The organism is candidate division KSB1 bacterium, assembly GCA_016214895.1.
In the GTDB taxonomy this organism is placed as follows: Bacteria; Electryoneota; RPQS01; order RPQS01; family RPQS01; genus JACRMR01.
On record JACRMR010000003.1, the window covers coordinates 248076 to 261740 of the forward strand.

9 protein-coding genes are annotated in these 13665 nt (G+C 61.1%); 6 read left to right on the forward strand and 3 right to left on the reverse strand.

The window, feature by feature from the left end; genetic code table 11:
- Positions 1-191: 191 nt before the first annotated feature.
- Positions 192-1415 (reverse strand): leucine-rich repeat domain-containing protein, encoded by a 1224-nt coding sequence (locus HZB60_02995; protein MBI5058733.1) that lies wholly within the window; start codon positions 1413-1415, stop codon positions 192-194.
- Between the two features lie 273 nt (positions 1416-1688).
- Positions 1689-4799, reverse strand: coding sequence for a lamin tail domain-containing protein (locus HZB60_03000; GenBank protein MBI5058734.1), 3111 nt, complete (start codon positions 4797-4799; stop codon positions 1689-1691).
- Positions 4800-5048: 249 nt separating this feature from the next.
- On the opposite strand from HZB60_03000, the gene HZB60_03005 reads away from it, so the two are divergent.
- Both HZB60_03005 and HZB60_03010 read left to right on the forward strand, forming a co-directional pair.
- Positions 5049-5810 (forward strand): hypothetical protein, encoded by a 762-nt coding sequence (locus HZB60_03005; protein MBI5058735.1) that lies wholly within the window; start codon positions 5049-5051, stop codon positions 5808-5810.
- Complete coding sequence (locus tag HZB60_03010) at positions 5807-7279, forward strand: sigma-54-dependent Fis family transcriptional regulator (GenBank protein ID MBI5058736.1); 1473 nt, start codon at positions 5807-5809, stop codon at positions 7277-7279. Before HZB60_03005 ends, HZB60_03010 begins: the two co-directional genes overlap by 4 nt.
- Before the next feature lie 213 nt (positions 7280-7492).
- On the opposite strand, the gene HZB60_03015 is transcribed toward HZB60_03010, so the two are convergent.
- Positions 7493-8128 carry a hypothetical protein gene (locus HZB60_03015; protein MBI5058737.1) on the reverse strand — a complete coding sequence of 212 codons (636 nt, stop codon included), beginning with the start codon at positions 8126-8128 and terminating at the stop codon, positions 7493-7495.
- A gap of 754 nt (positions 8129-8882) precedes the next feature.
- Between HZB60_03015 and HZB60_03020 the strand changes: the two genes are divergently transcribed.
- The 4 genes from HZB60_03020 to HZB60_03035 all read left to right on the forward strand — a co-directional run bounded on the left by HZB60_03020 (position 8883) and on the right by HZB60_03035 (position 13499).
- Positions 8883-9308, forward strand: coding sequence for a hypothetical protein (locus tag HZB60_03020; protein MBI5058738.1), 426 nt, complete (start codon positions 8883-8885; stop codon positions 9306-9308).
- 383 nt (positions 9309-9691) lie between these two features.
- Complete coding sequence (locus HZB60_03025) at positions 9692-11332, forward strand: serine/threonine protein kinase (protein ID MBI5058739.1); 1641 nt, start codon at positions 9692-9694, stop codon at positions 11330-11332.
- A complete protein-coding gene (locus tag HZB60_03030) occupies positions 11329-12132 on the forward strand; it encodes a hypothetical protein (GenBank protein ID MBI5058740.1) in 804 nt (267 codons plus the stop codon). The genes HZB60_03025 and HZB60_03030 overlap by 4 nt, the downstream gene beginning before the upstream one ends.
- Complete coding sequence (locus tag HZB60_03035) at positions 12126-13499, forward strand: T9SS type A sorting domain-containing protein (protein MBI5058741.1); 1374 nt, start codon at positions 12126-12128, stop codon at positions 13497-13499. The genes HZB60_03030 and HZB60_03035 overlap by 7 nt, the downstream gene beginning before the upstream one ends.
- Positions 13500-13665: the final 166 nt, after the last annotated feature.

The following is a 13665-nucleotide window of genomic DNA, read 5'->3' on the forward strand; positions in this document are numbered from 1 at the left end:
GGCATACGGGAATGTACAACCGGGCGAGTCGTGAGACTCGCCCGGTTCTTGTTTGTGCAAAATTGTTTGTCTGTTGCGGCGGGGTCTGGAGACCCCGCTCGGGGTGATTACGCTCAGGGGACCCCGCTTGGGGTGCGCGGGGGTCGGCCACGCCGGGCCGACTCTACGATGGATTTTGGACGGGGTGAGGGTTAGAAGATCACCGTTGCGCCGCGGGCCTGGAGTTCGGGGATGTAGAGGTCCTGTGACCGCGAGCTGAGCGGATTGCCCGTGAGATAGATCACGTCGCCGCTGCCGAGGCCGTTGTTCTGAGTGAGCGGGAAGATATCGGAGATCAGGTTGGACCGGTCTTCAGCGGTGCCGAGATAGAGATAGACGAGTTGGTTCAGGCCCGAAATGGCGCTGACATCGGTGATGTGGTTGCCATGCAGGGCGAGATAGTAGAGCGCTGGGTGGTCGGTGAGCGGCGTGATGTCGATCACACCGTTCTGGGACGCATCGAGCAACTGGAGCAACGGCATCTGCGAGATCAGCTCGATGGTCTCCTGATGCAAGCCCGAAATCCCCAGATTGCGCATGCCGGTCATGCCGAGCAGCGGAGTCAGATCGGTGATGAAGGAGCGGGAGAGATCGAGCCGGAGCAGTCCGGTCAGGCCTTGCAGCGGTCCGGCCGAGAGCAGCGGATTGTCCTGCAAGTCGAGTTCCGTGAGATTGGTCAGCCCGGCAATCGGAATCAGCTCATTGATGTTATTGTGATCGGCAAACAGTCGCCAGAGCGACGTCGCATTCGAGATCGGGTTCAGGTCGGCGATCAGGTTAGACGACACGTAGAGCTGTTCGAGCGCTCCCAGAACATGCAGCGCGGTGAGATCGGAGACGGAGTTGCCGCTGAAGTCGAGTACGCGCAGCCGGGACAGCGATTGCAGCGGGGCCAGTTCGCTGATCTCGCAACCGGCGAGTTCGAGCCATTCGAGACTGTCGAGTCCAGCCAGCGGCGACAGATCGGCGATGGGGTTCCCACTCAGAATCAAGGTGACCATTCCGGTCAGATTGCTCAGCGAACCGACGTCCCGAACGGAGTTGTAGGACAGGTCGAGGTATTGCAGCGACGTGAGCCCGGCCAACGGCGACAGGGTGGCGAGGAAATTGCCGCTGAGGTCAACGAGTCGCAACGCGGTCAGATGCTGAATGCCTTCGAGGTTCCGGATTTCGCGGCTGCTGGCATCCAGCACGGTGATCGTATCGACATCCGCCTGAGTGAGCGGTCCGTCGGGCTTGTTGATGATGATGCGGACGCGCAATTCGAGGGCGGGGTCGGCGAAAAACGTACCGTCGTCCGCGTCGCTGCCCGTGGACTTGTCGCGGCAGGAGCACAAAAAGGCGCCGCAGAGGAGCAGCGCCAACAGAGTTTGCATGAGAGATTTCATCGCCGCCCCTTGGATGGAAGCCGACACCGGAAGGGCCATCCGTACCACCGGCTGTCCCCCCGGTATCCCGGCCAAATTACAGTGTTGTGAACGGGAACTGCCGCGGTCGGCAACCACGGCAGTTCGCAATATACGGACGAATCCGTGGATAGTCAAGCACGAAATTCGGAACGGCGGACCGCGGCGGCCGACTCGCCCGTCCGCCCCCGGCTCCGGCAACGACCGGCCCAAGTCCGATCCCGGGTGTGGAGCACGGATCGCTCAGTTGTCGATCGCAATGACCTGATAGAAGGTGGTGAGTCCGCCGGTGCTGATGATGTTGACGTGCGAGTAAGTGGAATCGGTCGTCGTGGTCAGCAGCGTAAAGCCGGAATCGAAGCTGGTGGTGGATAGCACCTGATATTGTTCGATCGTGGCCGGGCAGCCGCCGGCGGTTTCGGTGACGCGGAACCAATTCAGCACGGCGTCGTTGCCGGAGCGACGCACGGTGACGATGGGACTGGCCGGGGTTGATGCACGGGTTCCGGCCAGCGGGATTGAGACGATTCCGCCGACCGCATTGGAGGCGTTGGTCGGAATGCGCAACGTGTCCACGTAGGCGCCAATCAACGGCTGCGCGAAGGTCACGGCGAGACTGCAACCGCTGACGCCGAGGGGTGTGAGATTGATCGTGCTCAAGCAGGTACTCGTCACGAGGAAGTGCGGACCGGCCACGGTGAAGGGCGGGTTGACCGCGAGTGGCGCGCCGCCGAAGTTTTTGAAGAAGAACCATTGTCGCATGGAGTCCGGACACTCGACGGTGCCGGCATTCCATTCAGTGACAGCGGTTGACAGGTTGGAGGTCCGCACGATGTTGAGCACACTTTCGCCGGACGGGACGACATTGAAGGCGCGCTGTTCATCGACGCAAGCGTTTCCGGTCAAGTCCTGCACACCATTCACGGTCATGAAGTAGCTGTTGGGCGGGATCGGATTAAACCCCAGATGCACGAGGGCGAGATTGGCGCCGTCACGCGAAGCGCTGAGCGGAGTACCGATCCCGCCGCTGACGACGTAGTTGGTCAGGACCGCCGCGCTTGCGGCGCCGACCGATTCGTTGAACAGCAAGTCAAGTGCAATGTTACTCAGGACGGTCACGGACGTCAGCGAGGGCGGAATGGCATCGGGACAGACGGCAGCGGCGCCCGGGGTCCCGCGATCGCCGTTCCACGCTCCGCTCCAGACGGTGTAGGCCTGGCACCAGCTGGTGTCGATGGTGGGATTGTAGGTGACATTTTTGAGCTGGCAGGAGCGGCCGGTGACAAACGGAAAGCCCGTGTAATTGAGCTGGGCCACCGTGGTATTTTGCGAGTTGCGGAGGGCGAGAGTCTCGCCGGTGTTATCGAGCGACAGGCCCCAGCCGGAGGCGCCGAACTTGTAGTCGTATTGATCGGGAATGCCGCCATTGCCGGCGGAATCGCCGCGCGCGGCGAAGACGAAATACTGACTCGGATTGATGGAGACCGCGCCTTCAATGGTGTCACTGCCGGCGCCATCGGCGATGATCCAGCCGGTCAGACTCACGGTGGTGCCGCCTGCGTTATAGACCTCGAACCACTCGCCGGAGCTGTCGGCGGCACCGGCAAAGTTGGGGTCGGGCATGAGTTCGGAGAACTTGATGCTGGGCGGAGTCTCGATGCTGAAGAGCTGCGAGCTGTTTCCGGTGACGCGATTGGCGGCGATGTCCTCGACGTTGTTGACGGTCAGGGCATAGGTGCTGGGCGACATTTGCACGGCGAAGGTCAGGCGCACGGTGCGGTTGTTGGCCTGGCGGGTGGCGGTCGCGGGATTCCCGATCGTCTGACTGACGCTGTAATTGGTCAACGTCTGGGAGGTGTAGAGTTCAACCGGCTCGGAGAAGTGCGCGTCGATTGTCTGGTTATTGATGACGGTGACTGAATCGAAGGTGGGCAGGGTCACGTCTCCGGTGCAGACCGAGTTGGCGACGCCGGGAGTGCCGCGGCGATAGCGACCGGTACCGAGGGAGTTGCCGGAAATATGCCAGCTCGCGGGGTTCCCGGACCATCCGCTATCCGCCGCGCATTTTTCGATGGAATATCCGAGTTCTGTCGGAGCAAGATCGGGGAAGGAGACGCTGAGGCTGCCGTCCATGAGCGTGCCGGCGGTCTGCGCCGAATACAGGGCGAGGTTGTCGCCGGCGTTATTAAGATCAAACGTACTGTCGTAATGTGTGCAGAGAATCTCGCCGGTGATGCCGGCCAGGTCAACGTTGGCGAGCACGCGGTAGGCTCCGGCCGGAACGCTGGTAGCGGCCGGGACGAGCCAACCGCCCTCCGTGGCGCCGGGCGGATAGTTGGAAGCATCGATCAGGACCCATCCGGACACGTCCACCGCGGCGGCGGTGCGGTTGTGGATCTCGACCCATTCGACGTCGGTCGCGCCGGTATCGTCGTACATGATTTCCGTGATGACGATCCCGCTGGGGCCGCCGGAGAAATTGACGCTGAAGAAGTCGGTTCGATTGACAGCGGGATTTCCGGCGAGGTCTTGCACGCCATTGACGGTGAGGAAGTAGTTGCCGTTGGGAATCGGGTTGAAGGTCAGATGGACGAGGGAGAGCACGGTGCCGTCGCGGAGCGCGGCGGTGGGGGCGCCGACACCGCCGTCCACAGCATAGTTGGATTCGGTTTCCGCGGAAATTTGTTCGACGGATTCATTGAAATAGACATTCACCTGAGTCGGGCTGATGGCGACGGCGGAATCGATGGCGGGCGCGGTCAGGTCGGGGCACGCGGTGTTGGCGAATCCGGGAGTGCAGTAGCGGTATCGGCCCGTCGTGGCGAACTGATTGAGGGACTGGTGCCAGTTGGCGGAGATTCCGCTCCAACCGGAGTTCTCGTTGCACTTCTCGATGGAGTTTCCGGCGTTACTCGCGGCGAGGTCGGGGAAGCTCGTGCTGAGCGAGCCGTCGATGAGCGTTCCTCCACTCAGCGCGGTGTACAGCGAGATATTGTCGCCGCTGGTACCGAAGACGATGGAACCGAAGATCGAGTCGCAATCGACCTCGCCTTCGATTTCGAGCAGCCCGCCGGCGGCGCAGACGAGATAGCCGTTGGCCGGGATGGAGGTTCCGGCGGGAATTCGCCACGCGCCTTCAGTGGTGGGCGGATACTGCGCGGCATCGGTGATAATCCAGTTCCCGATATTGACGGACGCAGCGGTGGTGTTGTGGAGTTCGAGCCACTGCATGTTTGGACTGGCCACGGTGTCGTCATACATGATTTCGTTGATGACGACACTCGGGATTTGCGCATAGAGCGCGTTTGCCGCGAGCAGGGCCAGCGCGACATAGCGGATGCTGAAGGGTCTCATAGGGATACTCCGGTTCCAATCATACTTTACCACATCATACAAGATATTATCAAATCTTGCGATTGTCAACGGGGTCACGTTCGGACTCAGCGTGACCCGTGGCGAGGAGCCGTGGCGGTCAAACTTCCCCGGGGCAGCCGGGTTCTAATCATGTGGCAGTGTTTCACTTGCGAGGCGAAATCGCGGCTGGTCACTTGAATTTTGATGCAAAAGTCACTAAATTCGACGATCAGGTCATATAGGGTCCTTATGTTCGGTAAGATTGTACGGTTAAATCTCTTGACTGGGTTGCTGTTGCTGGTAGCCGGGGGTTGTACGGCTCCGCGGGATAATCCGCTGGATCCGCGCTCAGACCTCTTCGTGCCTCCAGTTGAAGAGCCGACGCCTCCCGAGTTCTGGTATCGGGTGCGGACGGTGCATGTTTCCCGGAATTTCCCAACGACGGACGTTTACTACGTCCAGACCGAGCTCAGCGTGCTGGGGCCGGACGCGGCGGATTCGGTCATGGTGCGATATAAGCAGGGGGCAGGGACACTGTTGAATGAAGATGAGATTACCGGGGTGTGGGGTGGGACGTTCAATCCGGGCTACTTTGGCGACCAGCACCTGGAATCGACGCCGGGGTTTCCGTTCGTGTTTACGGCCTATGTGCGGGACAAGGGCGCGTATTCGCCTCCTGAGGCCTCGGTCGTGCGGGTGATCACGGAGACGCCGGTGATTCTTTCGCCGGCACATGGCGATACGGTGGGGTCGATGCCGGAGTTGGTCTGGGAGGCCTTCAACGCGGATTTTGCGTATGGGTTCAAAGTGACAGTCATCAGCCACACGGCGGTGGACACGGCCTGGACGACTCCGCTGTTCGCATCGGCGCTGCTGAGTGTGACGGTGCCGGACTCGGTAGCGTTGGAGCCGGGTGAATACAACTGGACGCTTGCGGTGATCGACAGTTTTGAAAATTACTCGCGTTCGAAAGAGGGTGAGTTTGTGGTGGCGGAAGCGGGGCAACAATGACGGAGCAGAAGGCCGGGGCGAGCGGATCCGGGTTATTGACGAGCGAGCAGATTCTGGCGGTGGGGCAGAAGTTGATGGAGTTGCGGCCGCTGGCGGAGGTCTTGGATGCGGTGCTGGACATGGCGGCGGAGACGATGCATGCCGAGACGGCGCTGATCCTGCTCAAGGACAGCGGCAAGCTTTCGGTGGCGGCGCAGCGGCATACGGGGGCGGGCGTCGCGCGCGGGTTGGCGGATATTTCGACGTCGCTGCTGGACGAAGCGCTAACGAAGCACGAACCGGTGTTCACGGAGAGCGCGATTCAGGATCCGCGTTTTTCGGGGAAGTCGTCGATTATTTTGCAGGGGATTCAGGCGGCGGTGATTGTGCCGCTCAGCGAAACGCTGTATGTGCGCGGGGCGATCTACCTTGATAGCCGCAGCGACCGCACGTTGTTCAGCCCGCAGAATATCGGTCCGCTTTCGACCCTCGCGGCGCTGTCAACGATCGCGATGGAGAATGCGCGGCGCTATGACATCGCGCGGCGCGAGCTGCAACTTTTGAAGGGCGAAAAGGCGAAGGCGCGCGGCGGACTGGTCGGTTCGTCGCCATCGATGATGGAGCTGTATTCGCTGATCGAGCGCGTGGCGGCGAGCGATTTGCCGGTGTTGATTACGGGCGAGTCGGGGACCGGCAAGGAATTGGTGGCGCGGGAGATTCACCAGTCCAGCGAGCGGCGGGGCAAGCCGTTCCTGGCGCTTTACTGTGGGAACGTTGCGCCGCAGTTGTTTGAAAGTGAACTGTTCGGGCACAAGCGCGGCTCGTTCACGGGGGCGACGCAGGACAAGCAGGGCCTCGTCGAGGCGGCACGAGGCGGGACGCTGTTTCTCGATGAGGTGGCGGATATTCCGGGCGACTTGCAGACGAAGCTACTCCGGTTTTTGCAGGAGGGCGAATATCGCGCGGTGGGGGACACGAAGACGTATCGCGCGGACGTGCGGATCGTGACGGCGACGAACAAGGATTTGAAGCGCGAGGCGATCGACGGGCGCTTCCGCAGCGATTTATTTTACCGCCTGTATATTCTGCCGGTGCACGCGCCGCCGCTGCGCGAGCGATTGAGTGACATGCAGTATCTGACGCGGCACTTCATCGAGAAGTACGACAAGGCGGAGCGGTCGCGGAGTATTTCGCCGGAGGCGTTGCGCAAGCTGATGACGTACAGTTGGCCGGGGAACGTGCGCGAACTGGAGAACACGGTGGCGCGGGCTTTGGTGGTATCGCGCGGTGACCGGTTGGAGGCCGAGGACATTCTGCTCGAAGACGCGGAGCGCGCGGCGGACGATTTGAGCTGGAAGTCGGCGGAGCAGAAGCACATTATGCACGTGTTGTCGGTGTGCGCGGGGAACAAGAGCCGCGCGGCGGAGCTGCTGGGGATTTCGCGGCGGTATCTGCATTACAAGCTGAAGGAGTGGGGGGAGGGCGAATAGATGATGGATGATAGATGAGACCTCAACGATGAACGATGAGGGCCGAATCGTAGGGGCGGATTGCATCGCCCGGGCCCACCGATATATGATAGATGATAGGTGATAGATGACCGTAGCGCCGCACGGATGTGCGCTCGGGGAACATCCGATATCCAAGAACGAACAAAGCAGCCGGATGGGCTGCCTTGCTCGATACATCGCGCGCGGTGCGGATTACCGCTGCTGGCATTTAGCGGGATCTTTGGCGAGTTCAGGCAGCGTCTGAACACCCAGTCGCCGGGACGTGGCCGCGCGGCGCATCAGAGTGAGCAGTTGGGTTGATCCGGCCGCGGAATCGAAATGGTAGTCGCCCGTTACGAGTCGCGATCGGGGATCAACAAACAGCGAATCTTGTTGAATGCGCTCGTCCACGGGTCTCACCTTTGACAGGGCGCTGTCTGCCGCGCTGGGCCGCAACTGTCGCGGGCATTTTTCGGCGCGATTACCGATCGTGATCCGCGTTTGCCCCGTGGGCAGCGGCTCCAACAGGTAGCGGTCGCGCGAGTCTTGCGGCCAGACTTCAAACCGGTTGCCGGTGCGGGAGAACGGCAATGATTCCGACACCAGCGCCTTCGTCAACAGCATTTCATAGCGATCGGCAACCATCGCTGGATCCTTCGCCGCTTTGCGCGAGAGCGGTGCGAGTCGTTCGCCAACCGCATTGGGAAAGTCCGCGAACCGCACCTGCGCCGACGCGCTGAGCGTCAGGGCGATACACACGATCAGGATCGTCGGCCGCCGAAGCATCCGCAAGGTGGGTGAGTTGCGGACGGCGTGGCCGACACACGAACAATTGAACCAAGGATGCATGGTCACTCCCTCTATAGGAAACAACAGCCAGTCAGCCTTGGCCACAAATTTAGTGTGCGCCACCGCGAATGTCAAGCGCGGAGTGCAGGAATATTGCGTTGCCTGCTCATGCAATGCAAGCTTACCACGGATCAGTAAAATTCGATGTTGATGTCGCATTCGTATTGATGCAAGCGAAAGATTATGCTGAGTTAGGGGGTGAGCAGGGCCGGGACATTTCGTATATACAATCGCATTACAACTGCGCGAGTAAGTTCCCATGACCCAGAGAGGCAATGCAAACGGTGCGTAGGATTTGCACATGAGCGGCGCTGCGAATCCGGTTGCGATTTCGCAACATGTTGAGCGCGGCGGACGATGGAACCCACGGGTGAGGTGGGCGTAGGGGAAGATTGCATCGCCCGAGCCCACCGATATATGATAGATGATAGGTGATAGATGACCGTGGCGCCACACGGACGTGCGCTCGGGGAGTGGGTTGCGCATTTGCTTGGTCATTCTGAAGACCGTCTTCGGGCTGAAGAATCTCTCGGGGTGTATCTCCGATTTGCCGAGAGATCCTTCACCTCGCTGAAGACAGCGGGTTCAGGATGACGGAGCGCACTGGACTTGGCCGGGGTGGTTTGTTAGTGGTAATTCAGTATTTCCCGAGCGGGGCATGTGAAGTCGAAAGACACATGCCGCCGCGTAGAGGCGTAGCTTCGAAGTAATCCACGACATGAGACATGGCAACAAAATAGACTGTGAGAGAGTCATGGCGGGCGCGTATGTCTATTTTCCGACCCCATTCTGGGACGGTTGTAAGTACGCCCTGCGCCACTATTGGGGAACGGGCGGCGTTGTTTGGGGTACGCTCATGACATCGGCGGTGTCATTTGCGCACGCTGGCTTTGTCACTACGCTCTTGATGGCCTCCATCTCTGCGTCAGTACTGATGCTCATTGTTCGTCCGAGCTTCCCCCTGAACGAGCAAAGTGACTGGAATGAGATGGAGAAAGAGTACTTCTACGGCTTTTGCAGTGGTTACACACTTGGGGCGAAAGCAAAGTGGATTGCGATGTGCCTCATAGCGATCCTTCTTGTGTCCTTGGCTGCGATGAGGTTTGAGAACACGGGAGTTATTGTTATTGGACTCATCCAAGCACTGTTCCTTCTGGTAATCTGGGTTGCCAATCGATAGCACCGCACGGCGCTGGAGACTAGGGATGAACCCCGCCCGTAGCGCCGCACGGATGTGCGCGCGGGAAACGATGAAGGATGAAGCCGGATCTGTAGGGGACGATTGCATCTCCCGGCTTCGTGCATAGATGATAGATGAGGGCAGAATTCCGATTCCGACCGGGTTGCGGAAGACCTTAACCCAGCTCGGCGAGCAGGCGCTGTGGCGGCGCGCTCGGAGGACAACGTCTTCGCCAACCTCCCGATGGGGCACTTGAAGACAAGTGCCGCCAAGCCTGAGGGCCGATCACCCCCCCCTTGGTCCCCTCACAGAGTGGGGGGAGAACAGAAACAGACTGAACAGAACTTGTGCCGCAGATAAAGCTTAGATTTCCGGAGCGTGAATTGCTCCAGCGTGGTGACCTTGCTCTGTCATACAGGGCGAGGGATGTGGCGTTGGAGCGCGACGTGTTCATCAAGGTGCTGAATCCGGCGCTGGCGAAGGACGCGGAGATTCGCGCGCGGTTTGAACGCGAGGCGAAGGCGGTGGCGCGGCTCGATCATCCGAATCTGGTGCGCATCTACGAATACGGCGAGGACGCGGATGAAGGGCTGTACATGCTCTTGGAGTGGATCGCCGGCTCGAATCTCGGTCAACGCCTCGCGCAGGGTCCGCTGCCCGCGGAAGACGTGGAGCGGCTGGCGCGGGACATGCTCGCGGGACTCGCGGCGCTGCATTCGGTGGGGATTCTGCATCGTGATTTGAAGCCGGACAATGTGCTGGTGGCGGAAAATTCAAGATCGAGTACTGACAATCAAGATTCCGAGCAGACCCCCCTTAATCCCCCCACAAAGTGGGGGGAGATCAGATACAAGATTACGGATTTCTCGCTGGCGACGCTCAGGGATGCGCCGTCGCTGACGCATCATGAGGCGATTGTGGGGACGCCGGCTTATATGGCACCGGAGCAGGCGGCGGGCGGCAAGCTGACGGAGCAGTCGGATCTGTTCTCGTTGGGAGTGGTGCTCTATGAAGCGGCGACGGGGACAAATCCGCTGGTGGGCGAGACGATGCTGGAGACGCTGCGCAAGATTCGCGAGAGCGATGTCTCGTTTGAGCATGCGCGGATCAACGCGCTGACTCCGGAATTGCGCAAGGTGCTCGGCCTGCTCTTGAAGAAGAACGCAGCGGAGCGTCCGGACTCGGCAAAGTCCGCGCTGGCCATGCTGGACGGAGTCGCGGAAGTGGCGACCTCCGCGCAAGCCCGCTCCCGCAAGCGCGATTCGATGTACCTCGGGGCGGCGGTGATCCTGCTCTTGATTTGGGTTGTGTACATGACGCGATCAGACACGGACGAACCGAAGCAAGCGCAGCGTGCGGATAGCAGCATCGCGCAGCCTGTTGGGGCTTCAAACGACACCGGGGCGGCGGCTCCGGACACCTCGTTGACGCCGGTGACGAAGATCACGACGGCGGCGCAGCTCTTCACGGGCGACGGGGACCGGTCCGGGGAGTTGCGCGCGCCGGTGCCGGGACCGCCGCCTGTCTTGACGAAGCCGGAACCGGACGTCGCGGCGCATCTCGCGGTGGCCGACAGCATCGACGTGTGGCTGACGACCGATCCGTGGGCGTATGTCTCCTGGCACGGAGAGCAGATCGCGACGACGCCGCTGCCGACGCCGTTGCGCCTGCCGCGCGGGACGCATAGCCTGCAGTTAAGGAATCCGGCCTTCCCGGCGGTGAATGTGGAATTCGCGCTCGCGCAATCACGCAAGGTGAGCGTGCGGCTTGCGGATTACGTGGCGCTGGTGCGAATTAACGCATCGCCGTGGGCCGAGTGCTATCTTGACGGCGAGCATCTCGGCACGACGCCGCTGGCGAAGCCGCCGCTGATTCTTCCCGGCCGGCACACGGTGAAGTTGTCTCATCCCTCATTTCCGCCGCAGCAGCGCGAGTTCACGGCCGCGGGCGGCGATACGATTACGATTGACGGTGACATGAGTCGCGCGCAACTGGCGGTAAAATCTCGCTCGCTTCCGCAATGAAACTTGTGCTGATTCTGGTTTCGCTGTTAGGGCTGTGGTCCTGCGCGCTGGCGGACGAGCGTGACTTGCTGGCCGTGGACTCCGCGTTTGTGAACGGAGATTACGCGCAGGTGGAGTTGCTGGCGCTGCGGCTGCTGCAAGCGGATACGGGCTGGACCGTGGATGCGCGCGCGCGCGTCTGCCTGGCGGCCGGCTATTCGCTGATCATGCTGGACCGCGCGGCTGAAGCGCGGCACTATTTTGAGCAGGCGCTGGACGCGGTTCCCGACTTGACGCTCGATCCGGTGCTGGTGAGCCCGAAATTCCGCACGGTATTTGACGATGTGAAAGCCGCGCATGTGGCGCGCCGGCCGCGGGAGGATCCGCCGCCGACTTCGGCGATGGATCGCGGGTCGTCAACGGCGGTGCCGGCGAGCGACGCGCTATCGCCGCGACGTCGCGGCGCCGTGGCGCTGAATCTATTGCTGCCGGGGGCCGGCCATTTGCGGATGCAGTCGCCGCTGCGGGGCGCGTGGTGGTTCGTCGCCGAGGCCGGGGCGGTCGCGTTTTGTGCGAGTGAATTAGCGCGGGCGCGGGAGGCGCGACAGGATTACTTGCGGGCGACGGATGCCGCGGACATTGAACGCAAATACGAGGATTACAATTCCGCTTACCGGATGAGTTGGATCAGCGGCGGCATCGCCGCTGCAGTGTACGTCGCGTCGCAACTTGATCTGGCGCTGGTGCAGCGGCGACCGATCGCGCTGGCTTGCGCACAACAGCAGGGGACACCGACACTGGGACTTCGCATCGCATGGTAAGGGTCTGTTGGGTATTATGCCTGTTTGCGGAAACGGCTTACGGGTCGGATTGGACCGGAGCGAGTTGGGAGCGGATTCTCGAGACGGACAACGGCTACTACGCGAGTATTCGCGGCTTAGCGTGCCGCGCGGACACGAACTACCTGGTGTTGGGCATCGACAGCGAGCCCAACGGGATTGTGGATCGCTATGAGTGCTGGAAGTGGTATCCGTACGGCCTGTCCCCGGTGTCATTGCCGAATCCGGTGACGATGCAGTTTCGCGACCTGAACTACGACTCGGTGGATCGGGCACGGGCGGCATTCTTGACGGATCGCACACTCTTCCGGCAACGCGGCGCGGACTGGGATTCACTGGATTTGTCCGAGAACGATTTCACCGTGCGTCCGCAGTGTTTCTGTTTTGATTCGCTGGGGACGCTGCATTTTGGAGCCTTAACCAGCACATTCACGTTGCGGTACAGCCGTCGCGGCGGCGGGCGGGCGGCGCGCGATCAGTTATTCGATGATCCATTTGTCTGGGGCTGGGCGGATCGGAATGCGGCGCGGATTATTGCTCCGGCAGGTGATCAGGTGACTCTGTTCGCGGCCAATCAGGCGGGGGGGCCGAGCATCGCGTTTCGAAGCGTCTATGCCTATTCATCCCGCGGGGAGCAGTTGTTCACGTCGGTGGAGACCGCGGTGGATTCGCGGTGGAAGCCTCAGCTCCTTGCGTCGCCCGGGGTGGAGTGGATTTACGGCTTAGAGCGCGGGCACTCCGCGAACCGCCGGATGCTGGTGATTCACGGGCGGGGACTGAATGTGGATGCGGTGGAGCTTCCGGTTGACACGCTGATTCGTGAGTTCAGTTTTGCGTGGAATCCGGCCGGGCAGACATTTGAGGCCGCGATGTACATCGAATCCACCAATCCGCGCGAAATCCGCGTGCTGGAACGCGTTGCGGGCGCATGGACACCGCGCCACGACGCGGAGACGCCATCGCGCGTGGACGGCGTGCATTGCTGGATTGATGCAGCCGGGCGCGGGCATTTGATCGTGTGTGACTCGACGACACTCTGGTACTACGGTCCGCCGGCGGGAGTAGGTGGGAGAAACGGCGTCCCCATGCCCCAGAGCCCCCAACTTGAAGCGTATCCGAATCCCTTCAATGGGACCGTAAGGATTCGATTGGAATCTTTACCGCCGGGCGACGTGCAAGTGGACGTGTTTGACATAGCGGGCCGCAGCGTGTATTCTCGACGGGTGAAGGCGTCACCGGGAGGAACCGAATTGAAGTGGAGTGCGGGCGAGCAAGCGAGCGGAATCTATTTCGTCAGGGCGACCGCTGGATCGTTCCGATCTGTAAGGAAGCTGGTGCTCCTGAAGTAGATGGGAGGGCACCTTGCGCATGGGGTGCGCAGACGGGGGAATCAGGATAACGACTCGTATCGCAGTCCGTACTCCAAGTCTAAGAATTATTAGCGACTTAAGGGCTGGACTGAGAGTTGCTAACTTCGGGTTCAGCGGGTGGGTTCAACCCACGGGCCTTGCTCAC